This window comes from Vasconcelosia minhoensis LEGE 07310 (genome assembly GCF_015207255.1).
Lineage (GTDB): Bacteria > Cyanobacteriota > Cyanobacteriia > Phormidesmidales > Phormidesmidaceae > Vasconcelosia > Vasconcelosia minhoensis.
Window position 1 is genome coordinate 59,988 of sequence record NZ_JADEXG010000003.1, and the last position, 24,236, is coordinate 84,223.

The 24,236-nt window shown below is 56.7% G+C and carries 23 protein-coding genes and 1 tRNA gene; 12 read left to right on the forward strand and 12 right to left on the reverse strand.

Annotation, left to right across the window (positions count from 1 at the left end; all coding sequences use genetic code 11):
• Nucleotides 1–95 precede the first annotated feature (95 nt).
• A complete protein-coding gene (locus IQ241_RS02130; RefSeq protein ID WP_193904758.1) occupies nt 96–1,637 on the forward strand; it encodes an AAA family ATPase in 1,542 nt (513 codons plus the stop codon).
• 3 nt (nt 1,638–1,640) lie between these two features.
• Here the strand turns inward: IQ241_RS02130 and dinB are convergent, their stop codons facing one another.
• The gene (dinB, locus tag IQ241_RS02135) at nt 1,641–2,738 is read right to left on the reverse strand and encodes a DNA polymerase IV (RefSeq protein WP_193904759.1); all 1,098 of its coding nucleotides are present in this window, start codon (nt 2,736–2,738) and stop codon (nt 1,641–1,643) included.
• A gap of 125 nt (nt 2,739–2,863) precedes the next feature.
• On the opposite strand from dinB, the gene IQ241_RS02140 reads away from it, so the two are divergent.
• From IQ241_RS02140 to IQ241_RS02155, 4 genes are all read left to right on the forward strand, one after another.
• Nucleotides 2,864–3,778 carry an acyl-CoA desaturase gene (locus IQ241_RS02140; protein ID WP_193904760.1) on the forward strand — a complete coding sequence of 305 codons (915 nt, stop codon included), beginning with the start codon at nt 2,864–2,866 and terminating at the stop codon, nt 3,776–3,778.
• Nucleotides 3,779–4,051: 273 nt separating this feature from the next.
• The gene (locus IQ241_RS02145; protein ID WP_193904761.1) at nt 4,052–5,185 is read left to right on the forward strand and encodes a class I SAM-dependent methyltransferase; all 1,134 of its coding nucleotides are present in this window, start codon (nt 4,052–4,054) and stop codon (nt 5,183–5,185) included.
• Nucleotides 5,182–5,718 (forward strand): GNAT family N-acetyltransferase, encoded by a 537-nt coding sequence (locus tag IQ241_RS02150; RefSeq protein WP_193904762.1) that lies wholly within the window; start codon nt 5,182–5,184, stop codon nt 5,716–5,718. Before IQ241_RS02145 ends, IQ241_RS02150 begins: the two co-directional genes overlap by 4 nt.
• A gap of 43 nt (nt 5,719–5,761) precedes the next feature.
• A complete protein-coding gene (locus IQ241_RS02155) occupies nt 5,762–7,564 on the forward strand; it encodes a serine/threonine-protein kinase (RefSeq protein ID WP_193904763.1) in 1,803 nt (600 codons plus the stop codon).
• Between the two features lie 5 nt (nt 7,565–7,569).
• Here IQ241_RS02155 and IQ241_RS02160 read toward each other — a convergent pair whose 3' ends face one another.
• The 4 genes from IQ241_RS02160 to IQ241_RS26105 form a co-directional block, all read right to left on the reverse strand.
• Nucleotides 7,570–9,483 carry a fumarate reductase/succinate dehydrogenase flavoprotein subunit gene (locus tag IQ241_RS02160; RefSeq protein ID WP_193904844.1) on the reverse strand — a complete coding sequence of 638 codons (1,914 nt, stop codon included), beginning with the start codon at nt 9,481–9,483 and terminating at the stop codon, nt 7,570–7,572.
• Complete coding sequence (locus IQ241_RS02165) at nt 9,480–10,202, reverse strand: succinate dehydrogenase cytochrome b subunit (protein WP_193904764.1); 723 nt, start codon at nt 10,200–10,202, stop codon at nt 9,480–9,482. Before IQ241_RS02165 ends, IQ241_RS02160 begins: the two co-directional genes overlap by 4 nt.
• 70 nt (nt 10,203–10,272) lie before the next feature.
• The gene (locus IQ241_RS02170; RefSeq protein WP_193904765.1) at nt 10,273–10,695 is read right to left on the reverse strand and encodes a peptidylprolyl isomerase; all 423 of its coding nucleotides are present in this window, start codon (nt 10,693–10,695) and stop codon (nt 10,273–10,275) included.
• Between the two features lie 25 nt (nt 10,696–10,720).
• Nucleotides 10,721–11,635 (reverse strand): HEAT repeat domain-containing protein, encoded by a 915-nt coding sequence (locus IQ241_RS26105; RefSeq protein WP_193904766.1) that lies wholly within the window; start codon nt 11,633–11,635, stop codon nt 10,721–10,723.
• Between the two features lie 251 nt (nt 11,636–11,886).
• On the opposite strand from IQ241_RS26105, the gene rsfS reads away from it, so the two are divergent.
• The 4 genes from rsfS (at nt 11,887) to IQ241_RS02195 (ending at nt 14,023) form a co-directional block, all read left to right on the forward strand.
• A complete protein-coding gene (gene rsfS, locus IQ241_RS02180; RefSeq protein WP_193904845.1) occupies nt 11,887–12,330 on the forward strand; it encodes a ribosome silencing factor in 444 nt (147 codons plus the stop codon).
• A gap of 16 nt (nt 12,331–12,346) precedes the next feature.
• On the forward strand, nt 12,347–12,844 hold the full coding sequence (locus tag IQ241_RS02185; RefSeq protein ID WP_193904767.1) for a CGLD27 family protein: 498 nt from the start codon (nt 12,347–12,349) through the stop codon (nt 12,842–12,844).
• Nucleotides 12,845–12,889: 45 nt separating this feature from the next.
• Entirely contained in the window at nt 12,890–13,843 is a 954-nt protein-coding gene (locus IQ241_RS02190; protein ID WP_193904768.1) for an asparaginase, read from the forward strand.
• Between the two features lie 103 nt (nt 13,844–13,946).
• Nucleotides 13,947–14,023, forward strand: a tRNA-Met gene (locus tag IQ241_RS02195).
• 52 nt (nt 14,024–14,075) lie between these two features.
• On the opposite strand, the gene IQ241_RS02200 is transcribed toward IQ241_RS02195, so the two are convergent.
• The gene (locus IQ241_RS02200; RefSeq protein WP_193904854.1) at nt 14,076–14,288 is read right to left on the reverse strand and encodes a hypothetical protein; all 213 of its coding nucleotides are present in this window, start codon (nt 14,286–14,288) and stop codon (nt 14,076–14,078) included.
• A 21-nt stretch (nt 14,289–14,309) separates the two neighbouring features.
• Nucleotides 14,310–15,503, reverse strand: a complete 1,194-nt coding sequence (dxr, locus tag IQ241_RS02205; RefSeq protein ID WP_193904769.1) for a 1-deoxy-D-xylulose-5-phosphate reductoisomerase — start codon at nt 15,501–15,503, stop codon at nt 14,310–14,312.
• 122 nt (nt 15,504–15,625) lie between these two features.
• Between dxr and IQ241_RS02210 the strand changes: the two genes are divergently transcribed.
• Nucleotides 15,626–16,417, forward strand: coding sequence for an HAD-IA family hydrolase (locus tag IQ241_RS02210; protein ID WP_193904770.1), 792 nt, complete (start codon nt 15,626–15,628; stop codon nt 16,415–16,417).
• Here the strand turns inward: IQ241_RS02210 and IQ241_RS02215 are convergent.
• Genes IQ241_RS02215 through IQ241_RS02225 form a run of 3 tightly spaced genes read right to left on the reverse strand, consistent with a single transcriptional unit; the run spans nt 16,414 to nt 18,095 of the window.
• Nucleotides 16,414–17,298: a M48 family metallopeptidase gene (locus tag IQ241_RS02215; RefSeq protein WP_193904771.1), complete on the reverse strand. Its 885-nt coding sequence runs from the start codon at nt 17,296–17,298 to the stop codon at nt 16,414–16,416. The two genes, IQ241_RS02210 and IQ241_RS02215, sit on opposite strands and share 4 nt — an antisense overlap.
• A 6-nt stretch (nt 17,299–17,304) precedes the next feature.
• Complete coding sequence (locus IQ241_RS02220) at nt 17,305–17,745, reverse strand: YbjQ family protein (RefSeq protein ID WP_193904772.1); 441 nt, start codon at nt 17,743–17,745, stop codon at nt 17,305–17,307.
• Nucleotides 17,746–17,747: 2 nt separating this feature from the next.
• Entirely contained in the window at nt 17,748–18,095 is a 348-nt protein-coding gene (locus IQ241_RS02225) for a YbjQ family protein (protein WP_193904773.1), read from the reverse strand.
• 236 nt (nt 18,096–18,331) lie between these two features.
• Here IQ241_RS02225 and IQ241_RS02230 point away from each other — a divergent pair, with 236 nt between their 5' ends.
• Nucleotides 18,332–18,766 carry a single-stranded DNA-binding protein gene (locus IQ241_RS02230; protein WP_193904774.1) on the forward strand — a complete coding sequence of 145 codons (435 nt, stop codon included), beginning with the start codon at nt 18,332–18,334 and terminating at the stop codon, nt 18,764–18,766.
• Nucleotides 18,767–18,790: 24 nt separating this feature from the next.
• On the opposite strand, the gene IQ241_RS02235 is transcribed toward IQ241_RS02230, so the two are convergent.
• On the reverse strand, nt 18,791–21,907 hold the full coding sequence (locus IQ241_RS02235) for an alpha-mannosidase (RefSeq protein WP_193904775.1): 3,117 nt from the start codon (nt 21,905–21,907) through the stop codon (nt 18,791–18,793).
• A 41-nt stretch (nt 21,908–21,948) separates the two neighbouring features.
• Between IQ241_RS02235 and IQ241_RS02240 the strand changes: the two genes are divergently transcribed.
• On the forward strand, nt 21,949–23,073 hold the full coding sequence (locus IQ241_RS02240) for a hypothetical protein (RefSeq protein ID WP_193904776.1): 1,125 nt from the start codon (nt 21,949–21,951) through the stop codon (nt 23,071–23,073).
• A gap of 40 nt (nt 23,074–23,113) precedes the next feature.
• Here the strand turns inward: IQ241_RS02240 and IQ241_RS02245 are convergent, their stop codons facing one another.
• Nucleotides 23,114–24,178, reverse strand: coding sequence for an AI-2E family transporter (locus IQ241_RS02245; RefSeq protein WP_193904777.1), 1,065 nt, complete (start codon nt 24,176–24,178; stop codon nt 23,114–23,116).
• Nucleotides 24,179–24,236 lie beyond the last annotated feature (58 nt).

The window sequence follows — 24,236 nt, forward strand, 5'->3', positions numbered from 1 at the left end:
CGTATCCTCAGTTTTTGCAGATGATTCGCAGATGATTTGCAGGTCAGCTGGGCACTCTAACCCCGAGACCCGTTTGCCGTCATTCACCGATTATTATGCCGTTTGCTGCCAGCGTTCGTCAGTTTCAGACCCTGGTGATGTCGTTTCACCCCGTGATTGTGATGGAAACGGTGGAGGAAGAGCGGGTGCAGAATTTGCTCAATAAGGCGACCCTAGATATGCAGCTGCCCGTCTTTGAATGGAGCATTGCCCAGGGGCTCTGCCGGTTAGACGGAAACTCCCTCAATCGCTGGCAAAACGAATATGCACCGCCGGGCACCCATCGACCCCAGGCGCTGGAAAATACCGAAAACCCGCTGGAAATGCTGCGGCATATTCAGCAGCTCAACTATCGGGCGATCTACTGGCTCAAAGATTTTGCCACCCAGCTGGACGATGGGGTGGCGAGTCGCCTGTTTCGCGAAGTGGCCCATCAGTTTGCCTATAATCAGTCGGCACTGGTGGTGACCGGCGAGCGGGTTTCCCTACCGCGCGAGGTGGCCCACGAGGCGGTGTATTTTGATATGCCGCTGCCGGATCGCGACGAGCTGCGGGAAGCGATCACCCAGGCCGTGCAGTCGCTCAAAGGAAAAATTAGAGTCAATATCACTCCCGAAGAGCTCCAGGGACTGGTGCGCACCGCCCAGGGGATGACCCTGAAGCAGACCAAAAAAGCGATCGCGTTTGCCGCCCTGGAAGACGGGCAGCTCACCGCTAGCGACATCGACCGGGTGCTGGAACGCAAAACCCAGATTATCCACGAAACTGGCCTGCTTGACTACATTCCGTTAGAAAAAAATAAGGCGCAGCTAGGCGGTTTTGACCACCTAAAGCTTTGGCTAGCCAGGGCACGGGTCGGCTTCGGCGAGCAGGCCCGCAGCTTTCACCTGACGCCGCCTAAGGGCATTTTGATTGTCGGCATTCAGGGCTGTGGCAAATCCCTGGCAGCCAAAACCATCGCCCAGGAATGGGGCATGCCGCTGCTCAAGCTCGACGCCGGTCGCCTCTACGATAAATACATCGGCGGCTCTGAGAAAAACTTTCGCCAGGCGGTATCGCTGGCAGAGAAAATGGCCCCCGCCGTGCTCTGGATTGACGAAATTGAAAAAAGTATGGGCAACACCCAGAGCGATGCCGATGGCGGGCTGAGCCGTCGTCTGTTTGGCTCGTTTCTGACCTGGCTACAGGAAAAGTCCCAGGAAGTGTTCGTGGTTGCCACCGCCAATGACCTGTTCCAGCTGCCGCCGGAGCTGCTGCGCAAGGGCCGCTTCGACGAAATTTTCTTTGTTGACCTGCCCGATGCCCAGGACCGGGCGGCGATCTTTCAAATTCACCTGCTGCGCCACCGCCAGGACCCGGCTCGATTTGACCTGCCGCAGCTGGTGCAGGCGACCGACGGCTTCAGCGGGGCTGAGATTGAGCAGGTGATTATTACCAGCCTCTATCAAGCGATCTACGAGCGCTGCCCGGTGAATACGGCGCTTTTAATTCAAGCAGTCAAGGCAACGGTGCCGCTGTCGGTTTCTCGCCGGGAAGATATTCATCGGCTGCGCAACGTGGCCCAGGAGCGGTTCGTCAAGGTTAAATCGTCTGGCTAAACCTTAGGGACTGTTCCGGTCTGACAGCGGCAGCGCCAGCTGTAAATGCTCTACTCGCTGCGCCCCCTGAGCTAGGTTGGAAATCGAGATCCCCAGCAGCCGCACGGCCTGCTGCCGGTCTAGATGCAGCAGCAGCAGCCGTTCAGCCGTGTTATAGATTAAAGCCCTATCGCCAAACGGCTCAGCTAAGGTGCAGCTCCGCGTCATTTGCTGATAGCTGGCATATTTTACCTTCAGCGTCAGCGTGTGACCGTAGCGCTGGTGGTGGTCGAGGCGGTCTTTGACCGTCTGCGCGATCGCGCTCAGCTGTTCCCTCATTTGCGTCAGATCTCGCAAATCCTCGGCGAAGGACTGTTCCGCGCCGACTGACTTGCGGATGCGGTTGGGGTTCACCAGGCGGTCATCCTGAGCTCGGGCTACAAGGTAGTAAAATCGCCCCGCTTTGCCAAAGCGCTGAGTCAGCTCGGCTTCGGGCCACTGCTTCAGGTCAGCACCGGTATGGATGCCTAGGGCCGCCATCTTGCGGGCGGTGGCCGGGCCGATGCCGTGAAACTTTTGAATGGGTAAACCCTCAACGAACGCCTTGGCCTGGGTGGGGGCAATCAGGTGCAGCCCGTTGGGCTTATCCAGGTCGGAGGCAATTTTGGCCAGGAATTTATTAATCGAGACGCCCGCCGAGGCCGTGAGCTGGGTTTGGTCGAAGATCTCCTGCTTGATTTGACGCGCGATCGCGGTGGCCGAAGCCAGCCCAAGCTTATTCTCAGTGACGTCCAGGTAGGCTTCATCCAGCGACAGCGGCTCCACCAGGTCGGTGTAGCGCCGAAAGATGGCGCGAATCTGCTGGGAAACCGCCCGATAGGCATCAAATCGGGGTTTGACAAAAATCAGCTGGGGACAGCGCTGGGCCGCAATCCGGGCGGGCATGGCGGAATGGATGCCATACTGGCGCGCCTCATAGCTGGCGGCGGCGACAGCGCCTCGCTGCTCGGGCCTGCCCCCCACGACGATGGGCTGACCGCGATAGGGCGGATGGTCTCGCTGCTCGACCGCAGCATAGAAGGCATCCATATCAATGTGAATGATCTTGCGAGGCGTAGCCATACCCCTGTAGTGCTTCTGTACTATCTCACTCTACTGCACCTTTGATGATTCGAATATCAGTAAATAGGACCTGTGACGATTTGGAGTTTACCCAGTACAGTAAGTCAATATTCTATAGCTACTGAATGAAGCAATATTCTCCCATCACCGTTATTTTCTATCTGATTGGTCCAGCGCTAATCATTGTCAGCCATATCGGATCGCTGCTCGTGCTGATTACGGGGCTATCGGCGGGCGCGATCGCCTGGATTATCTTTCTGTATCTCATTCGCATGCTGGCAACGACCGGCATCTACCATCGCCTGCTGACGCACAAAAGCTATCAGGCTCCCGCACCGGTACTATGGATTGGCAGTATCGTGGCAGCAGCGGCAGGGCAGATGGGACCCAGCTGGTGGAAAGCCCATCATATGGCCCATCATCGCCACGCCGACCAGGCTACGGATCCCCATTCTCCCTATGTCCCCACTCAGGGCGCAGAAGCGTTCTATCGGTCTCAGGGGGGCTGGCTGCTATCGCCTGCATTTTTCCCCGACCGGCTGCCAAGCGATGTGGAGCGCGATCGCGTCCTCTGGGTAATCGACCGGCTGCATTTTGTGCCGATGTTAGCCCTCGGGGCCGTTTCCTATACCATCGGCGGGCTAGAGTACCTGGGTGCTTTTTTCCTCAGCACAACGCTGCTGTTCCACGGCGTCCAGACTGTCAATTCCCTGGCTCACCTCATCGGTAAGCAACCGTTCCTGACCAACGACCATAGCCGCAATAGCCGGTTCGTGGCATTCCTGACCCTGGGGGAAGGCTGGCACAATCTGCATCACGCCTTTCAGTCCTCCAGCCGTCACGGCATTACCCTTCGCGCCGGGCGGGTAGTCTATCTCCCCGACCCCACCTTCAGTTTTATAAAAATGCTTGAGTTCTTGAAATTGGCCTCCAAGCTCAGGCTGCCTGCCGAAGCAGATTTACTGGCCCGTTCTAGAATTGAAAACTTTGAAGAGCTGACATTCTTGCCCTATAGGAAAGCCAAGCCTGCGGTGAGATAAGCCTGGCAACGGGGTACGGTGGCAGCTAAACAAGGTCTCATCGTGCCTTAGAAATTTTAGATTAAGTTCCAGAATCTGGAAAATTTTCCTCTTACCAAGCAATATTAAAGCCTCATTCCTGAGGCTTTATTGATGTCTGCTGCAGTGTAAATAGCAATAAATTCTTAAATTTTGAAAACAAAGCCACTTACTAACCAAATGTTTGGCTATAAATCAAGGATTAAGAAGATCTCTTTGTTTGGCTGAACACCTCTTTGAGCTGAGAGCAATAGAATGGAATCTACAAATATATTCTCGGATGTGCAGAAGCATATTCCCATCACGGGTGATATGTCTTCGAAGAGCTCAATAGCGTACAAAACAACCCGGCTCATGGCGGGAGCTTTGAACCGGTCTCAAATGGCGCTGGCCGAAGCCTATATTGGCGGTTTGGAAATACCCGATGCGGTTTTCCGTTCGCTCCTGTATGCCTCAATGCCGGTTCTGTTCAAATATTGTCCCAGCCTGCTGGCACCTTACGAATGGGTTTTACGCGAATCCGATTTTTTGGCGGAATCTTCGCAAGAACTCATGCAGGTTCAGTATGATTTACCCCAGGCTATGTTCAACCGAATGTTGGGAAACTGGCCCGTCATCTATCCTAAGTACAGCACTGGATTTTGGCAGCATGGAGCGACCAATTTAAAGGAATCTCAGATGCATATGATCGATCAGGTGATTGAGCGGCTGGGAATTGAAGATGGAGATCATATTTTAGACTTTGGTTGCGGCTGGGGCTGTGTGCCCAACTACATCATGTCTAAGTTTCCTAATGTACGGTTTACGGGCCTAAATTTGAGTCATCAGCAGTGTGAGTACATGCGGCAAAAAATGCAGGACCTAGAGAGCTATCTAAGCTCAGAGCGATTTACCTTATATGAAGGGGATTTAAGCGAAGCCCAGTTTTCTGAAAAGTTTGACAAGATTCTCTCAATCGGAGTTTTTGAACACGTTGGCAATCTAACCCATGCTTTTCAAAAGCTGGCGTCTTTCCTCAAAAGCGATGGCAAGGTCCTGATTCACATCATCACCGTTCGCATCCCGAATAATATGTCCTCTGGCTTTACCCATAGGTATATTTTCCCGCATGGTCGCTACTGGAATCATGACGCCGTCCCCAGTCACAATCGCGATCTCAAAACCGTCGAGCGATGGTACATGAACGGTATTAACTATCACAAAACGCTGACGGCCTGGCTAGAAAGATTTGACGCTTCTCAGGCGAGTGTAAAGACTTTGGACTACGGCATGGACTATGCCAGATTCCGCCGCATATGGCGGTTCTATCTGCTGTTGCTAGGAACTATTTTTGCAACCTGCGATGGTGAATACAACGGCAACGGTCAGTATCTGATGACCCATGCATGATTTCAGTCCGAGCTGAAACATCAAACGACTATGATGCAGTCCGCCATGTAATTGTAGACGCTTTTACGCCGTCTGAATTTGGCCATCATGGTGAAGCGGATCTCGTCGAGCAGCTGCGCGACCGCTGTGACTGCCTGCTCTCATTGGTCGCGGTCGAGGATAGTGGGGTTATTGGCCATATCCTGTTCTCACCGGTTTCGGTGCGCAATGGCCGGGACATGTCTTGGGGAATGGGTTTGGCTCCGCTCGCGATCGCGCCCCACCGTCAGCGACAGGGGATCGGCACGGCGCTGGTCAAAGCGGGCCTGGTGCAGCTTGCTGAGGAAGGATGCCCCTTTGTAGTGGTATTGGGACATGGCCAATTCTACTCCCGCTTCGGCTTTGAGCCTGCTGCACAGTACGGGCTCTCTCACGGATTTGCGGGCATTCCGCAAAGCGCATTCTGGGTCAACAGGCTGGTACAGGAGTCGCCAGTCACCAATGGAAGGATTTTCTATCGACCTGAATTCGGGCTGCAGGCTGATAGCGCATGATGTTTAGAACCCATAATGTCTAAAGAGGGTCATGGGGCATTGCGTGGAGTCGCCCAGCCAGCATTCAAGCGTCCGGCGATCGCGCTATTGGCGGCTGGGCATCGTGGGGCATGGTCGGTATGGCCAGGTTTACTGCGCTGTCGATCGCCAGACCGGGCAGCTGGTCGCGATTAAGCAGCTCAATCAGCAGAACTCGCTGGATCGGCCAGAGCTGCCAGAGCTTCGGTGGCTGCTCGGTCTTCAGCATCCCAATATCCTTGCCTGTCAAGCGATTGAGCCGACTGCGGCAGGGCAGCAGCTGATTTTAGAATATTGTGAAGGCGGTACGCTGCGTAATCTCATGGCCAGTCCGGTACGGCTGACCCGAGCAGACATCGTCCCGCTCGTCAGCGATGTCCTGGCCGGGCTGGCCTACGTTCATCAGCGGGGAATCGTTCATTGCGATGTCAAACCTGAGAATATTCTGCTGCGCTATTGCGGCGATCGCTGGGTGGCCAAGCTGTCTGACTTTGGCCTGGCTCAGCCCAAACAGGTTCGAACACCCGGCAGCCTGGTGCAGGTCGGCTCACCACCCTACGCAGCACCCGAGCGCTTCTATCAGCAGGCGCTAGCAGCCTCCGACCTGTATTCAGTCGGGATTTTGCTATACGAGCTGCTACTGGGGCATCGGCCCTTCTCGGGTACAGCCGATCAGCTGAGGAAGGCTCATCTGAGTCAGCCCGTCCCCCTGCCCGCTACGCTGCCAGATTCGGCTCAAATCATTCTCCGAACGGCATTGGAAAAGCAGCCTGGTCACCGATATGAATCAGCCGAAGCCATGCGGCTCGCCCTGCGAGAACTCGACCTGCCCGCTGTCGTCAATCCAGAACCCGGACGAGTGGTGGAAACAACACCGTTCTGCCAGCTGAAAGCGCCGATACATGCCTTGGCGACACAGTCGCAATCGTTGCGAATACCTGGTCCTACAACCATCCAATCGGAACCGGCCAATGACTGGATTTATCAGGTCAGTCGGCAGCAGCTGTGGGCCTGTCGAAATCGCGCGGATTCCTCAGCTGAATGGATTTCCCTAACTACGCTACCCGCAGCGGTTACAGAATTGCAGCCGGTGCCCCAGGGATGCTGTGTTTTGACGGCGCGATCGCTCCATGTCATTACTCCTCAAAACCCAACCAGGCCAAGCCAAGTCGCTCAGTTTGCCGAACCACATCGGTTGGCAGTTGCTCCCAGCGGAAACTGGTTTGCCGCCCTGGCACAGTCGCAGCTGCAAATCAGTCGCCTATTTGACCCCCAGGGTCAGCTTTTCGTATCCGCTAAAGCAAGATTTCGCCGTTCGATTGCGATCACGCCTAGTACAGTTCGGCAGATCATCGGCATTGACTCGCGACATGTTTTGATCATGAGCGATCGCGGTGCGGAGACCCACCTACAGCTTTTGACCCGCCGGGGCCAATATCTGAGCGAATGGCAGCTGCCGCTGCCACTCCATCAGCTGACGCCAACGGCAACGCCCTACCGCTGGCTGGCACTGGATATGGCAGCGCCAGAAACCGCTGTCCTAATCGACTTTAAGCCCTATCGGCTGATCCGACTCCAGCTGGAGATCGCGCCTCACCTGATCACCACCTTTCCCTGGGGTTATGGCTTTGCTGATACGCAGGGACAGATGCAGCTGCTGGATCGGGATTTCTGCCCGGTAGGGACAATTCAGCTGCCGGGTCGGCCAAGCGCGATCGCGTCTACTAATGCTCACGCTCACGAGATTTGGGTTGCCACCTGGTCTGATGACCGGGGTAGTCTCTTTGCGATTGACCTGAGACAGCTCGATTTGAATCTAGTGCTGTGAGCGGCTTACCTGTAGCTGCGCTGGGTGAGCTGCACATTTTCAAACAACAGCTCTTCTGGCTGGCGGGTAGGTGTCCGCTCGTCGCCCTCATACTGCCAGGCCGCGACGTGGGAAAACGCATCGTCGCGGCGTAACGCTTCCCCATCTGAAGTTTGATATTCTTCCCGGAAGTGGCAGCCACAGGATTCGGCTCGGGTGAGCGCATCGCGGGCCATGAGTTCGCCCAGCTCCATAAAGTCAGCTACCCGCCCCGCCAGTTCTAGGTTTTTATTCAGCGTGTCGGGGCTGCCCGGCACGCGCAGATTTTCCCAAAAGTCTGCCCGCAGTGCCCGAATGTTCTGAATCGCCTGTTCTAGGTGCGGCTGCTCCCGACTGATGCCGACCGCATCCCAAACCAGTTGGCCCAGCTCCCTATGAAATTCCATTACGGTCTTATCACCCTGGATGCTGAGCAGCTTCAGCAGTCGGGCCTTGGCGGTGGCTTCGGCTTCGGCAAAGGCTTCGGCGTCAGTCTCCACAAGTGCAGCAGGATTCTGGGCCAGATAGTCTCCCAGCGTGTACGGGATGATGAAGTAGCCGTCTGCCAAGCCCTGCATCAGGGCGCTGGCGCCGAGTCGGTTGGCCCCATGATCCGAAAAATTGGCCTCACCGAGGACAAATAGGCCCGGTACGGTACTCATCAGGTGATAGTCCACCCACAGTCCGCCCATGGTGTAGTGGACTGCCGGGTAGATGCGCATCGGCACCTCGTAGGGGTTCTCGCCGGTAATTCGCTGATACATTTGGAACAGGTTGTCGTAGCGCTGCGCGATCGCGGCCTGGCCCTGCTGCGCGATCGCGTCCCGAAAGTCCAAATACACCGCCAGTCCTGTCGCCCCAACCCCGCGGCCTTCATCTACAACCTGCTTGGCATTGCGCGAGGCGACATCGCGGGGGACTAGGTTACCAAAGCTGGGATAGCGGCGTTCCAAATAATAGTCGCGCTCGGCTTCAGGAATTTGGCTGGGCGATCGCGCATCGCCTGGCTGCTGCGGCACCCAGACCCGGCCATCGTTGCGTAGGCTCTCGCTCATCAGGGTCAGCTTCGACTGATAGCCGCTGGCCACGGGAATGCAGGTGGGGTGAATCTGGGTATAGCAGGGATTGGCAAACAGCGCCCCTCGCTTATAGCAGCGCCAGGCCGCCGTGACGTTGGAGTTTTGGCCGTTGGTTGAAAGGTAAAAGACGTTGCCATAGCCGCCGGTGCAAAGCAGCACCGCATCCCCGGCGTGATGCTCCAGCTCACCTGTGAGCAGATTGCGGGTGATGATGCCGCGAGCCCGGCCTTCGACCGCCACCAGGTCGAGCATCTCCCGGCGGGGAAAGAGCTCAACCTGTCCGGCGGCGGCCATCCGCATCAGGGCGCTGTAGGCCCCCAGCAAAAGCTGCTGCCCGGTTTGGCCCTGGGCATAGAAGGTGCGCGAAACCTGCGCGCCGCCAAAGGAGCGGTTGGCCAGCAGGCCGCCATACTCCCGCGCAAAGGGAACACCCTGGGCCACGCACTGATCGATAATTTGGCTGCTGATCTGGGCCAGGCGATAGACATTGGCCTCGCGCGACCGATAGTCGCCGCCCTTGACCGTGTCGTGGAACAGCCGCCAAACGCTGTCGCCGTCGTTAGGATAGTTTTTCGTCGCATTGATGCCGCCCTGGGCCGCAATGCTGTGGGCGCGGCGGGGCGAGTCTTGGATGCAGAAGCTCTTGACCCGGTAGCCGAGCTCAGCCAGGGTCGCCGCAGCAGAGGCTCCCGCCAGACCCGTGCCGACCACTAAAATGGTGTGCTTGCGCTTGTTGTTAGGGCTAACCAGGCGGCAGTGGTCTTTGAACTGTTCCCATTTTTCCGCCAGCGGCCCTTCGGGAATCCGGCTGTTGAGGATCATTGCACCCATCCCAGGTAAATCGCCAGCGGCAGACCCAGAAAACCCACTGCAATCAGGCCGGCCAGCACCAGACTGAGGGCGTATAGGAGCGATCGCGCTTCTTTCCCCAGCACCCCCAAAGACTGAAACGCGCTCCAGATACCATGGCGTAGATGAAATCCTAAAATTCCCATGGCCGCCGTATAGCCCACCGTATAGAGCGGCTGCTGAAACTTTTCAATCACTAGCCGAGACAGATCTCGCATTTCAGTGCCGGAGATAGGATATCTCGGGCCAAACTTAAAAGTAGCCAGATGCCAGACCAGAAAAGCACTCAGTAACAGCCCCGTCCAGATCATGGTGCGAGAGCTCAGGGTTTGGCGGCTGGGCTCGCCCGCCGAAGCATAGCGGGCATAGCCAATAGGCCGCGATCGCCGCTTGTCAAGGTAAATCTGTATGCCCAGAACGGCGTGAAAGATGACAAATCCTAGCAGCCCCAGCTCAATCGCGTAGGTCAGCGGCCCCAACCGCTCAATTGCATAGGCATATTGGTTATAGGCTGCGGCGCTGTAGAACAGGGTGAGATTGCCCAGCATGTGAATTAGCACAAAGCTAACCAGCCCCAACCCTGTCACGCCGGTAATCAGCTTTTTGCCAATGGGTGAACGATAAATGCCAGCCAGTCTGCCAAACAGGTTGCTAGGAGCTGATTTTGCCGGGGTGTCTACGACCGAGGACATTGGTTAAGTCGGAAAGAAGCTATTTCCTATTTTAGAAGGCTCAAAGGGAGCTTACCTGTAAGGAATTTGGTTAGCCTTCTTCGATTTTGACCGACGTAATTTTGTCGCCTTTTTGGATTGAATTGACGACATCCATATTCTCAGTTTTGCCAAAAACGGTATGAACCCCGTCCAGGTGGGGCTGGGGCGCATGGCAGATGAAGAACTGGCTACCGCCGGTATTCGGACCCGCGTGGGCCATTGAAAGGCTGCCCGCCTGATGCTTATTGTCGTTAATTTCGCACTTAATTTTATAGCCGGGGCCGCCGGTCCCGGTACCTTGAGGGCAGCCGCCCTGGATCATAAAGTTGGGAATGACGCGATGAAAAATCAGGCCGTCATAGAAGCCTTCTTTAGACAGTTTGACAAAATTTTCGACGGTACCGGGGGCATCCTGGTCAAACAGATCCAGGTTGATGGTGCCCTTTTCGGTTTCCATAATGGCACGGGTCATTGAAAGTTCCTTTTACTGAAGTTGCTTATCGATTTTTGGGTTTGGATCGCTTCTGAGCTTTGGGCTGAGCTTTAGTGCGTTTTACCCGAGACAGGGCCGCGCTGGCCGCAGCGACGACTTCGCTGTCTGGGTCCCGAAGCGCCTGCCGCAGCAGTGGCACAACCCGAGATGACGGCATCTGGCTGAGCGATCGCACCGCCGCTAGTCTAACATCGGGCTCCGGGTCTTTGGTCAGCTTACCGAGCAGCGGCACGGCTCTAATCGCATCGGGTTTACTGCCCTGAGTCAGAATCTGGCCCAGCGCCTCGGCGGTTTCTCGGCGCTGAATGGCTTCGCTAGACTGAGCCTGGGTCATCAGCTCTGATAGCGCCGGTGGGGAGGCTGGGGGAGGCGCTTTTGGGACGGGGTTGACTGTGAGCGCTGGGGCTGGGGCAGCTGAGGCTGACTTTGGGCTCAATTCTGGTTTCGACGTAGCAGCTGAGGTTGAACCCTGGGGTTTGGTTGGGCTGGCTGGCATCCAGGGGTCGGGCAGTGGGGTCATTCCGGTTGGGCTTGTTTCGGGATTCGCGATCGCAGCTTCAGGGTTATCACTCCCTGCTTGCCGAGTATCTCCCTGACTGATTGGGCCCTGACTAATTCGGCTTTGATAAGCCTGTTCCAAAACCGCCAGGCGAGCCTGATATTCAGCTTCAAGCGCTTCGGTTTGCTGGATTTGCTCATCCTGATAAAGCTCAATTTTGGCCGCCAGCTGCTGTCGATAGTTGGCCTGAAGCTGCTGGGTGACTGCTTGCAGCCGCTGCTCATGAACCTGTTCTAGCTGGGCCAGCCGCTGCCGGGCTGTGGCCGGACGGTCGCGGCTAGACGACTGCCGTTGCCAAAGGGCGATCGCGACCCCCATCAATATTCCGATCACTAGCCCTAGGGCAAAGCCGAGACCCACAGTGGTCTGCTCCTTCGATGAACCACTCAACTCTGAGATTATGCCTTACACAGGTAAGTTTCCAACGATGGAACATGAGGAAATGTTACGGACTACATAGCCCCACGATTGGCCCATGATTGGCCTAGTAAGGCCTTTTGGATATGGGGTAGGGTATCCGACAGATCGGCTCTGGCCATTTTCAGTACTATAAAAGTAGACGATTTCAACCCCGTTGAGGAAACGAGCTTTTGAGTGATTCCCAGAAGGTAATGGCTACAGAAAATATCCGAGAGCTGTCACTGGTTCCAGACCCTGACTCATACCAGGAAGACGCGGCTGCGAAAGCACTGGCGATGACGATTGCCCAGGCCGCTGACGACCGTAAGGCCGGTGACATTGCGATTTTGCAGACCGGCGATGTCTCCTATCTGGCCGACTATTTTGTCATCGTCACCGGCTTTTCTAACGTCCAGGTGCGGGCGATCGCGCGTTCGATTGAAGATGCCGTGGACGAGCAGTGGCAGCGTCAGGCGCTGCGGGTTGAGGGCACCTCTGAGGGCCGCTGGGTGCTGCAGGATTTTGGCGAAGTGATCGTCCATATCTTTCTGCCCAACGAGCGCGAGTACTACGATTTAGAAGCCTTTTGGGGTCATGCTGAGCGGGTTGAATTTATCCCTGAACCGACGTCTGATCAAAATTCATTTAGTCCTTAGCTACACCGCACTCATTATGGAAACCCTCTCTTCGCGCTGTCCTGTCCCAGTCGATCAGGTCCCCATTCGAGAATATGAGGCCATGCGCGAATCCTGGTTCTATAGCTGGGGAACGCGCCACCTGCGGGGCTATCTGACGCCGATTGTGGTGCTGTGGTGCCTGAGCTGGCTGTTTACGGGGCCGGTCGCTGCCGTTAGCTACGGCCCGTCGAAGCTGCTGCCGCAGTTTTTGGCGAGCGGTGCGATCGGTTCGCTGGTGATCCCAACCCTGGCCCTGATCCAGCTCTATACCGGCTGGCTGCACGTGTGCGATCGCTTACAGAAAAAGGCCGTGCCCTACGAAGAATCGGGCTGGTACGACGGCCAGGTCTGGATCAAGCCGGACGAGGTGCTCAGCCGCGATCGCCTGATTGTGGACTACCAGGTGAAGCCAATCCTGCGTAGGCTGCAAAGAACCTTTGGGGTGTTAGCAGGCATTCTGTCCTTCAGCCTGGTGAGCTGGCAGTTTCTGTAGGGGGAATATTGCGCTAGTGACTCAGAGTATGCAAGAGTCTTAGCCATGACTAAGGCTAAGCGTAATCTATCGACCGAGCTCAAGGTTCAGCTTCTGCGGGAAGGGATCGTTGAGTCTGAGCATACGACCCATGCGGTGGTGACCGATGATCGTGGTCGGGTGCTCTCCGCCGCTGGTGACGCCGAGGCGGCTAGCTTTGTGCGCTCTGCCCTGAAGCCGTTTCAGACGCTTGCGATCGCGACCACCGGCACCCTAGAGCAGTTCAGCCTGACGGACAAAGATCTGGCGATTATGTGCAGCTCTCATCAGGGCACGGTTGAGCAGATGCGGCAGGTCTACAATATTCTCTGGCGCTGTGATGTTGAGCCAACCGCGCTTCAGTGTCCTATCCCAGCCGGGCAGAATACGCCCCTAGCGCACAACTGCTCAGGTAAACACGCTGGGATGCTGGCGGTCTGCAAGCAGCGGGGCTGGAATCTGACCACCTACCTACAGCGCAACCATCCGGTGCAGCAGCTGATTATCCGCAAGGTATCTGAACTGCTGGGGATGCCCGCCGATGAGTTTATTGCAGCCCACGACAACTGCGGCGCGCCGACCTACTTTATGCAGCTGCGGGAGATGGCGACGCTGTTTGCCAAGCTGGCCTCGGGCAGCAGCCTGGAAATGGAGCGAATCATCCGGGCAATGACCAGTCACCCGATCATGATTTCAGGTCCAAATGGTTTTGACAGTCAGCTGATGCAGCTGACCGAGGGCGAGCTGGTGAGCAAATCGGGGGCTGAAGGCATTCAGTGTATTGGTCGGGTCGGTCAGGGGCTGGGGCTGGCGATCAAGGCCGTCGATGGCGCTAAGCGAGCCAAATATGCGACTGCCGTGCATCTGCTGATGCAGCTCGGCTGGATTACGCCTGAAATTGCCGAGACCCTCGCCGATACCTACATGAACTGCAATAGCTACACGCGGCTTGATGTGCTGGGCGATCTGCCATTTGACTGAAATGCGCTCTGGAAAGCAATCTGGCAAAGCTGATCTGGACCGCTATATTTTTAGAAAAAATTGTCGATTCGGTTTGATAACCGCTATACTTGGTGAACGCCATCGCGGGGTAGAGCAGTCTGGTAGCTCGTCGGGCTCATAACCCGAAGGTCCATGGTTCAAATCCATGCCCCGCCACCAAAAAATAAAAAAAGGGAACTCAAGTGATTGGGCTCCCTTTTTTTGTCTATAGCTATCTATCTCTAAGCGGGCCGATATTGGGCAGCCAGTCGCGGATGGTGTCCCAAATCGCCCCCGGGCCAATCCCAAAGAAAAGCTGTAATCCCAGCAAAATCAGCGCTACCAGCAAAGCCGTTTTCACGGTGGCTTTGACCACTCGCAGCAGCCACATGAAGGCGACTACTGAAACGACAATCGCACCCGCGACGAGTACCAGGTTTTCCACAGCGGCTTCCTCCTGACAGTTTTAGCCTAGCGGCACATAGGTGGTTTCAGTTGCGCTTTGGCAAATTTCGGTGACCTGATGGCGCGCCCAGCGGTCGGCAGCCAGGATATCTTCCAAGGATGGGGCGCTGACCAGCTGCTCGCGGTGGCGATCGCACACCCGCTCAATCAGCTTGGGAATATCCAAAAAGCCTACCTTCTCTTCTAGAAATAGCGAGACTACCTGCTCGTTCGCCGCGTTCAGCACCGCCGTCATGGTGCCGCCTGCCTGCCCCGCCGCGTAGGCCAGATCCATGCAGGGATACTTCTGCCGGTCCGGCGCGTCGAAGCTGAGGCTGCCAGCTTTGACCGGGTCGAAGGGCTCCCAGTCGGTATAGATGCGCTCCGGCCAGGAGAGGGCATAGAGCAGCGGCAGCCGCATATCGGGCCAGCCCAGCTGAGCCAGAACGGAGGTATCTTGCAGCTCGATGAAGGAGTGAATGATGCTCTGGGGATGAATGACAATGTCAATCTGGTCGTAGGCCATGCCGAACAAGTAGTGGGCCTCAATCACCTCCAGCCCCTTGTTCATCAGCGTAGCCGAATCCACCGTAATTTTTTGACCCATCGACCAGTTGGGATGCTTCAGCGCATCGGCGACGGTCACCTCGGGCAGCTTCTCCACCGGCCAGTCGCGAAAGGCCCCGCCGGAGGCCGTTAGCAAAATCCGCCGTAGCCCGCCTTCGGGGACGCCCTGCAAGCATTGAAAAATGGCAGAATGCTCAGAGTCGGCGGGCAGCAGCTTGACCCGATGCTTCTCAACCAGCGGCAGCACAACCGGGCCACCGGCAATCAGGGTTTCCTTATTCGCTAAGGCAATGTCTCGACCGGCTTCAATCGCCGCGATTGTTGGTAGTAAACCCGCACAGCCGACAATTCCAGTCACGACCGCTTCAGCGTCACCGTAGCGAGCCAGCTCTACAATGCCTTCTTCACCGGCAAAAATTTGGGGCTGAGGATCGATGTCCGCGATCGCGTCCTTTAGCGCCCTGACCTGGCTCTCTTCACAAATCGCCACCGCCTCAGGCCGAAACTTTCTCACCTGCTGAGCCAGCAGCGCTACGTTGCTCCCTGCCGCAATCCCCACCAGGCGAAACTGGTCGGGATGATGCTCAACGATATCCAGAGTCTGCGTCCCAATCGAGCCGGTCGAGCCAAGCAGCGTAATAGCTTTCACAGTGTTATCAGCGGTAAGGGATCCTGACTTAACTATAGGAGGTTATTGAGTCCGCCCCAAACCCGGTATAAGTTGAGAGGATTACAAACCGCATTTAACCCCATCAGCGAGGCATCAGAGGCTTGGTTAGCAAAAGTAGCGAGGCGAGGACGCTTCAGGCTTTAATTTTTGACGTGGACGGCACTCTGGCTGAGACGGAGCGCGATGGGCATCGTCCGGCTTTCAACCAGGCATTCGCTGAGGCGGGGTTGGATTGGGACTGGTCGCCTGAGCAATATGACGAGCTGCTGGCCGTCTCTGGCGGCAAGCAGCGAATGCGGACCTATGCTGAGCAGTCATCGGACTTTCAGCTGCCGCCCAGGTTTGCTGATTTGGATGACTTTATTGAGCAGGTGCATGGGGTCAAGACCCAGTACTTTCAAGACGCGATCGCGGCTGGAGAAATTCCCCTCCGCCCCGGCGTCGAGCGGCTAATCCGGCAGGCTAGGGAGGCTGGCGTGCGGCTGGCAATCTCGACCACTACCCGGCCTGAGAATGTCGAGGCGCTGATCAAAAGCCAATTAGGAGAGGACAGTCTGAGCTGGTTTGACGCGATCTCGGCTGGGGATATGGTCTCTGACAAGAAACCTGCCCCCGATGTCTATCAGCTCGCCTTGTCAGAACTGGGCATTCCTGCTGCCCACTGTCTGGCAATTGAAGACAATCGGAATGGCTTGCTCGCAGCGGTTGAGGCCGGACTGACCACGGTAGTCACCGTCGAGCCTTATTCCCGGCAGCAGGACCTGACTGAAGCGGCTCTTGTGCTGGACAATCTGGGCGAGCCTGACCAACCCTTTACGGTTATGGCTGGAAACAGCTATGGCCATACCTATTTAGACCTGGCGCTGGCTGAGAAGCTGCTGGCCGCAGATTAGTCCTCACAGACAAAGTCCACACAGCTAATCCCCTCGGGTAGCGGCGTCAGCTCGCCCTGCATTTTCCAATTCTGGGCGGCTGCGATTTGCTTAATTCGGCTGATCCGCGCTCGGGTCAGCGGATGGGTGGATTGCCATTCGGTGACCGTATTCAGCGCGCCCAGGTCGAGTTCCTGCTGCTGCATCCGCTCAAAAAAGCCGAGGCTACCGCCGCCGTGGTCATAGTGTTGAACGATCAGCGCGATCGCGTAGCGGTCGGCAGCGCTTTCCTGGGAGCGGCTATAGCTCAAGTTGGCGACATTGATCGTGGCGGGAATGACCCTGGCCCCGCCCGATTGCCCCTGTCCCAGGACGCTGACCAGCATCAGAAAAACCAGCGAACGGCCCATGGCCTTGAGCGAATCGCGGTTGTGTAAATGGCCCATTTCGTGAGCTAGAACAAAAGCCAGCTCGTTTTCACTTTCGACTGCCTCAAGCAGCCCCTGGGTAAAGACGATATGGCCACCCGCGATCGCAAAAGCATTCTCGCTATTGGCTAAGTCATCTTCAGAGGCGGTCTCGGGCTGCAAAATATGAATCTTTAAGGGGGGAAGACTAGGGTCTTGGGGGGTCAGGGATTCTGCCAGCGCTGTGAGATAGATTATGCGATCGTCGGAGGCGGATTCAGGATCTGATATCAGACCAGCTATCAGCGTATTGCCAATCTTTTCCTCTGTTTCAGGACCGATGCGAGTCGCCAGCCGGGCCGCGATAAAGCCCAGGCTAGCGTAAAGGATGACGCCAGCCAGGGTGACTGTGCCCAGCAGGTAGCCAAAGTTCACCAGCGGATGAACAGCGGTGACGTTGACTTCCTCTTTGATTTCCTTGGGAACGTACTTCATCGGCGTCTACCGAATGCCGGTGCCGTAGACGATGACCTCAACCATGGCCGGGGTTCTGGTCGTTTCCTGACCGCCAATATTCGAGGTTTCAAACCGCACATTCACCACCTGGGAAGCTCCCCAGGCGATAGCCTCCTCCTTCATCCGCAGCACGGCTTCCCGCCGTCCCCGATCCAGCAGGCTCTCATAGACAACCACGCGACCGCCGACCAGATTATGCAGCGTTGCCGCAAAGGTCTTGAAATAATCATTGGCGATCACGACGCTGCCGACGAACATTTGCGCTTCGTGGGCATAGGGCAGCTCCTGCTTAGCGCCAAAGTTCATGAGGGGTACGTGTAGCGATTTACGCTCGCGCTGCTTGATTTCAAGGTAGTGCTTTTGCTCGGCATAGCTCCCCGCGAAAAAGCCAATTGCCAGCAGAGCGATAAAAATGATGAACTCCATCGCTACTGCACCTTGACCGCGGTCCCATAGGCAAATAGCTCAGCCGCACCAGGGGCGACTGCCGAGGTGGCAAAGCGAACGTTAATCACCGCATTTGCCCCCAGCTGCCGGGCCTGCATCACCATCCGGTCAACCGACTCCTGTCGGGCTTCTTGCAGCAGCTCAGTGTAGCCCTTCAGCTCGCCACCGACAATGTTTTTGAAACCGGCCAAGATATCTTTTCCAATGTGCTTGGCGCGGATGGTGCTGCCCTGCACCAAACCGTAGTGCTCGATAACTTCTTTACCCGGTACGCCTTCCAACGTGGTCAGAATGATAGCGGTTGCCGGCCGTCGCTTAGCTACTGTCATGGATTTTTCTCCTATGGGTAGGGAAATTTTCTACTCTAGTCTGCCCAAAAAAAATGCGGGGTTCCCAATGCTAAAAACGGTAAACACTATGATAAATCTGAATCGTTTGCTGACTAAATATTTCAGGAAAGGTTGTTATATTCGGCCAGTCTAATTCGCTGTGATTTTGGGAATTCTAAGCGAGGGGAATCTACCTGACTTACCTATTCCTTTAGCCCTATTTAGGAGGATTTTACATGTCAAGTAGTGGATTGAACAAGTGGATCGTCAGCGGCAACCTGGGCGCTGATGCCGAAATCAAGACGGTTGAGCTGCGGAATGGCGGCTCGGCCAAAGTCGCTACGGCGACGCTCTACGTGCGCGGTATTCGTAATCGTGAGGAGTCCTTTACGGTTTCACTCAGCATTTGGGAGAAATCTAGCGCCTGGCGCACGCTCCCCTATCTCAAAAAGGGTTCTTTAATTATCTGCACCGGCAGTATAGAACCCAACCCTTACATTTCCAACAGCGACAACAGCCCCAAAGCTGGGTTGCAGATGACGGTTCTAGATATTAACCTCGATATCGTTCGCGAGGGCGAGCCAGCGACTATAGAACCGCTGTCAGAGGAGCTGCCTGAGGTCAGCGACAAGCCTCAGAAGAATGGTAAAAAGCCAGCGCTAACTGCATAGAGCTGAGCTACAGCGCTCACCGTCTCATTCAGGGTTTCTTTCCAGTCGATAGGTGCTGACCTGCCAGGGTGATATCGGCCAATTTGTTTTTTTGGAATTTTTAGTAGACAGCGGCATTTCAAGTAAGTTGAGCTGTTCCTGAACCTGTACATCTAAAGCATTTTCAAGCTCAAGGCGAGCGCTCTGACCGTAGGCGTCATAGCAGCGGAGGATGAATTGTTTAGGCTCATCTTCGCTGGGCTTAAATGCAGACAGAATTAGATTTTTGGCAGTAAGCCTGAGAAAGCTGCAAGGCCCAGTCTGATTTGCGTGGGATGTCACCGGTCCCGACGTAGCCTCGCAGAGGTAAGGAGCCAGAAAAATATTCAAGGCGTGGGCCTGATGAACGGTTTTTGCCGCCTGCCAGTTTTTGGCGTGGGGATAGATGGCGTAGCTGAAATGGTGGGGGCCGCGATCGCACCCAGGGTCGGGCCAAACCGGCGCTTTGAGCAGCGTTAGCCGCAGCTGGCCGGGGCTGGCGTCAAAGCCGTGTTTGCAGTCGGTCAGCAGGCTGACCCCGAAGTCTGCCTGGCTGAGGTCGGCCCAGCGCAGGGCGGGGACTTCCCACTTGGCTTTTTCGGCGGCGGTCTGGGGCTGGGTCGGGCGCTGAATGGCGCCGAAGGGAATTTCGTAGGTAGCCTGGCGGGCCGCGATCGCGACTGGAAAATTCACCTTCAGCAGTACATGAGTCTCCTGCCAGTCGGCCCAGGTTTCAACCTTCAATACGGGGGAGCCCTGGTCCAAAATGTAGTCCTGCACAAATTCAGACTGATTCAGTCGCCGGACAATCCGCAGCCGCTGCCGGACGGGGCCGGTTTCCATCCAGGCAATCGACGTGAGCTGAGCCGGGGGCAGGGGATGGTCGGCATAGTCCGGCGCAATATTCCAGGCGTCCCAATACTGTCCCTGGTCGCGCCAGGCCAGGAGCTGATTGGCAGGAGCGCTGAGGCTTTCGCGCTGGGCAGAATAGCTCCAGAGGCTGCTAATCTCTCCAGTTTTTGGATCGACGGTTGCTTTGAGAAACTGATTTTCCATCACGTAGGCTGAAGGCTTTTGGGGTTCAGCAGCGGACGCTTCTGGGCAAAGCCAGAAACCGCGATAGCCCACGCTGGGAACGGATTCTGCCAGAAAACAAACGCGATCGCACCTTTCCTCAGCCACAGTCTCAGAACAAACCTGCGTCGGCAAGACCTCACCCTCAAAGTCGCGCACCTGCCATTTCGACGTATGAGGCAGCGTTAGCGTCACGACTTCGGTTCGGTCCCAGTTCAGGGCATTAAACACCAGGTAGGCTTGAGCGTCAGGCTGCGGGGGCGGAGGCAGCGGGACGGTGGCCGCGATCGCGCCTAGCCCCGCCTGCATCACCTGCGTTCCCGTCGCTTTTACAGCCTCCCAGTCGCGATTGGCGTCAGCAAACACTTCTGGAATCGCCGAGCCGGGCAAAATATCGTGGAACTGGTTGAACAGCAGCTTTTTCCAGGCGGCTTCTAGCTGCGCTTGGGGATAGGGGTAGTTGGTTAGGAGAGCTGCGATCGCGGCCCAGAGCTCGGCCTGGTAGAGCAGGTCTTCACAGCGACGGTTGGCTTGCTTTTGGTCGGCGTGAGTGGTGTAGCAGCCCCGGTGCAGTTCGAGATAGAGTTCATCATTCCAGGTTGGCAGGTCCTGGGACTGTTGCGAAATCAGGTCTATATAGTCTGGCAGGGGGGTAAAGGACAGGGTTGGGAAAAAGGGCGAACGATTCCAGCGCTGCGCCTTTTCCAGCATGTCGCGGGTGGGGCCGCCACCGTGGTCGCCGATGCCCGGCAGCCAAAGGCTATGGGGAATCTGCGTTTCTGCTTCCCAATCGGCGGCCCGGTCGGCCATCTGCACCGGGTCGATATCGGCCCCAATTGGCGGCAGCATCAGCGCCCGAATGCGGCTGCCGTCGGGTGACTGCCACCAAAATAGGTTGTGGGGAAACTGAGTCGTATCGTTCCAGGAGAGCTTGAGCGTAGCAAAGGTCTCGATGCCAGACTCCTTCAGCAGCTGAGGCAGCTGCCAACAGAAGCCGAAGGAGTCTGGCAGCCAGGCGGTTTGGCTAATCTGGCCAAACTTTTCGTGAGTGTATCTCTGGCCATAGAGAATCTGTCGCGCAATCGATTCACCGCTAATCAGATTCAGCTCGGGTTCGACCCAGAGCCCGGCGTCAATCGTCCAGGCACCCTGCTTCACTTTCTTCTGAATCTGTTGAAATAATGCGGGTCGATTGTGTTCTAACCAGTCAAAGAGAGCCGGGCTGGAGTGCGTATAGGTGAGTTCAGGGAACTCTTTTTGTAAATCGAGCACAGATTGAAAAGTGCGCTCTGCCGCTTCCCAGGTCTCGCTTACCGGCCATAGCCAGGCGAGGTCCAAATGGGCATGGCCGACACAGTGAATCTGTCGTTTTTTTAGGTAAGGGCTGTAGACGAGTAGCGATTCACGCAGATGAGGGATTCTAGCGGTTGGATGGTCCAGATCTGGCCAATCCTGAATCTCAGTAACTAGCTTCTCTAATTCGGCGGGAGCGAAGGCGGCCAGATAGCGCTCCAGTACCGCCAGCTCATCGGCGACAAAAGCGGGTTCCGGGCTGGCAGCGGTGTTCTCGGATGGAATTTCGTAGAGCAGGTGCGATCGCACCAGCGCCCCGCGATCGTGCCGCGGACTGAACAGCCGCAGCGCTACTCGCAAGGTCTGTGCCGCAGTGACGGCGGGGCTTAGGCAGATGCGAGTGAAGTAGTCGTACAGGTCACCCGTCTGAACGAGTTCGCCTTCGACGAAGATTTCGGCCAGCTCGGCCCACCAAGCCAAGGATAGGCGCAGAGTTAGCCCCGCCAAAGGATAGCCCTGAAGCTGGGATGGAACCGTAATTTGCTGGTAAAGCCAAAGCGGCTGCCCTTTTTTCCAAGCGATGTGCTGCCGGTCGTTAAGCGGCGCAATCGGCCAGTGAAGCGGATCGGTGGACGCAAAGACCTGCTCGGCGGAGAGGTCGGTGGCCTGCCAGCGCCAGCGACTTTGAATATCCGCCTGGCTACAGGGGCGCAGACGGTCGAGCAGAGCCTGAATGGAGGGCGCGATAGGCGTCATTTTCGCTAAGATCGGGTGAGATAGAAGTTATGGACAGAGTCATGCCGTCGTCTTCTCGACCTTACCAGAGTCGGCTGCTGAAATTTGCCCTAGGGCAGTATCAGCAGGGCCTGGAGCGGCATCGTCGGGCGGTGCGGCAGGCGACGACGGCGGCCACCTGGGGCGTACAGACTGCTCTATACCCGGTCTATGTGCTGTTTCAGTCTGGTCGGCTGGTCGGGCGGCAGCTGGCTGACCAGCCGAATCCTCTGCTGCCTAAGGGGCGCAAGTCTCAGTCGCAGTCTAGCCAGTTATTCCCGCTGGTGCAGCCATCGCCGCTGGAGATGCCGCTGCTGAGCGCCCTGGCCGACGTCAGGCAGTGGCTTCAGGCAGAGCAGAGGACGCTGCTGACTGACGCGACATCGACGGATATTGTCCCGTCCCAAGCTACGGATCTCCAGGCTTCGGCGCAGCTGCTGGCCCAGGGCATTGCCAGCGATGTTGCGACGCAAAAGCTGGTGATTGTCGATCGATGGAATACGGTTTGGGATATTCTCTCAGCCGAGCAGGCGACGCGGCTGCGATCGCAGATTGCCTGGCTGCTGGCTCATTTCGTCCCGGCCCAGCGGCGCTATTTTGGCAAACACCTCTGGCGCTTGCCTTTGGCTAAACCAACCGAGCGGAGCCTGCCGCTGGTCAGTGCTTTTTTGCGGCTGATGGGCTGGGTGCAGACGAGCCCCGTCGCCCGAGCGACGAATCTATTTGCCGAAGCCGCGCTGATCGAGCTGCCGCCAATGCCGCCGGAGCTGCTGCTAGCGCCGCAGGTGCCGTCTGAGCCTGGAGAAAATGCTGTCTATGAATCGCCCGAATCTCAGGATAGTGAGGTTGCCTCTGGAGTCATGACCAGGCCGACGGCTGCCGCGATTGCGCAGACTGCCGGATCGGTCGAATCTGGCAATGCTGACCAGCGCTTGGAGGATTCCCGCTCGGCCCAGAATCGATCTCAAACCAGCAGTGACTCGGTGGTGGTAATGTCGGACTATGTTGAAACGTCCACGCTATCGACCGAATATCTAGAGCATCCCCTGGAAAAGCTGCTGCGGCTGATTGACCGGGCACTCTCATGGGTAGAGCAGCAGTCAGAGCAGCTGCGCGACTGGTGGCAGACGCTGCTGAATCGTTTCTGAAGCGAGCGGCTGGTGCTGAATGGCTGGCGCTAAGTCACTGTTAGTGGCCGGGGCCCTGCACCGAATCGGCAATTTTGGCCCAGCGCGGCTGCGGCCAGGTGTTGAGAATGTCTTCGACCAGCAGCGCTTTGGCCCAGACCTGGAGGACGACCACCAGCGGCAGGGCCAGGAATAGGCCCAGCAGGCCAAAGAAGGCAGCAAAAATCACCTGGGACAGCAGGGTAATCGCCGGCAGTAGGGAAACCTGCCGCTTCATCACCAGCGGCGTTAGCAGATTGCTCTCGACCTGCTGAATCACAATATAGAGGATGACGACCGCGATCGCTCTCCAGGGCGAAACCGTCAGGGCCATCAGCGTCGGCGGAATTACGCTGAGGAAGGGGCCAACGTTGGGAATGAACGTCAGCAGCCCGGCCAGAATGGCATTCACAATCGGCAGGGGCACGCCTAAGAACCAGAGCCCCAGCCCGCTGAGCAGGGTAATCACCACCATGTTGAAGCCAATCCCAATCGCCCAGCCGACCAGCGCATTTTCGCAATCGGTGAGAATGTCATCGGCTCGCGACCGATAAAACTTAGGAAACGCCAGTAGAAAAACCCGCCGATAGGCCATCGGATTCGACAGCAGCATAATCGTCACGACGATCACCAGTAGCAGGTCCAGGACAAAGTTCACCGACCCTGAAAATACCTTAAAGAAGCCGCCGGTCCAGTTTGAATTCGCCTCGCGCAGCCGCTGCCATAGGTCTTGAGTACTGACCCCCTGCAATACCTGTCCGGGAATCATGCCCTGAAACTGACCGTACCATTCTTGAATACGAATCAGTCCCTGTTCTGAAAGGGAAGCCGATTCTGGAATTTTGCTGACCAGGGAGGGGGCAATGAACGCGATCGCGGCTGCTAAAATTCCCAGCACGCCCACTACGGTCAGCCCGACCGCCGCACCCCGGGGAATCCCCAACTTTTGCAGCCGCCGCACCAGATGATTCAGTACCGTTGCAAACGCCACTGCGGTAAACGCCAGCAGCAGCACCTGACGAATTTTCCAAAGAATATATAGCAGCGCCACAAATAGGACGAAGCCAACCAGCTTACCAAACCGCACTCAGTCTACCTCCGCAGGCGCAACGCGAGTCTACCGGAGGCAGAGCTACACCGTCGCG

Coding starts and splice junctions, on each gene's coding strand:
- rsfS (WP_193904845.1), top strand. CDS start 11,887: ATGGCTACAGAAAATATCCGAGAGCTGTCACTGGTTCCAGACCCTGAC.
- IQ241_RS02190 (WP_193904768.1), top strand. CDS start 12,890: ATGACTAAGGCTAAGCGTAATCTATCGACCGAGCTCAAGGTTCAGCTT.
- IQ241_RS02165 (WP_193904764.1), bottom strand. CDS start 10,202: ATGTCCTCGGTCGTAGACACCCCGGCAAAATCAGCTCCTAGCAACCTG.
- IQ241_RS02150 (WP_193904762.1), top strand. CDS start 5,182: ATGATTTCAGTCCGAGCTGAAACATCAAACGACTATGATGCAGTCCGC.
- IQ241_RS02170 (WP_193904765.1), bottom strand. CDS start 10,695: ATGACCCGTGCCATTATGGAAACCGAAAAGGGCACCATCAACCTGGAT.
- IQ241_RS02160 (WP_193904844.1), bottom strand. CDS start 9,483: ATGATCCTCAACAGCCGGATTCCCGAAGGGCCGCTGGCGGAAAAATGG.
- IQ241_RS02140 (WP_193904760.1), top strand. CDS start 2,864: ATGAAGCAATATTCTCCCATCACCGTTATTTTCTATCTGATTGGTCCA.
- IQ241_RS02185 (WP_193904767.1), top strand. CDS start 12,347: ATGGAAACCCTCTCTTCGCGCTGTCCTGTCCCAGTCGATCAGGTCCCC.
- IQ241_RS02230 (WP_193904774.1), top strand. CDS start 18,332: ATGTCAAGTAGTGGATTGAACAAGTGGATCGTCAGCGGCAACCTGGGC.
- dinB (WP_193904759.1), bottom strand. CDS start 2,738: ATGGCTACGCCTCGCAAGATCATTCACATTGATATGGATGCCTTCTAT.
- IQ241_RS02145 (WP_193904761.1), top strand. CDS start 4,052: ATGGAATCTACAAATATATTCTCGGATGTGCAGAAGCATATTCCCATC.
- IQ241_RS02130 (WP_193904758.1), top strand. CDS start 96: ATGCCGTTTGCTGCCAGCGTTCGTCAGTTTCAGACCCTGGTGATGTCG.
- IQ241_RS02235 (WP_193904775.1), bottom strand. CDS start 21,907: ATGACGCCTATCGCGCCCTCCATTCAGGCTCTGCTCGACCGTCTGCGC.
- IQ241_RS02220 (WP_193904772.1), bottom strand. CDS start 17,745: ATGGAGTTCATCATTTTTATCGCTCTGCTGGCAATTGGCTTTTTCGCG.
- IQ241_RS02240 (WP_193904776.1), top strand. CDS start 21,949: ATGCCGTCGTCTTCTCGACCTTACCAGAGTCGGCTGCTGAAATTTGCC.
- IQ241_RS02225 (WP_193904773.1), bottom strand. CDS start 18,095: ATGACAGTAGCTAAGCGACGGCCGGCAACCGCTATCATTCTGACCACG.
- IQ241_RS02215 (WP_193904771.1), bottom strand. CDS start 17,298: ATGAAGTACGTTCCCAAGGAAATCAAAGAGGAAGTCAACGTCACCGCT.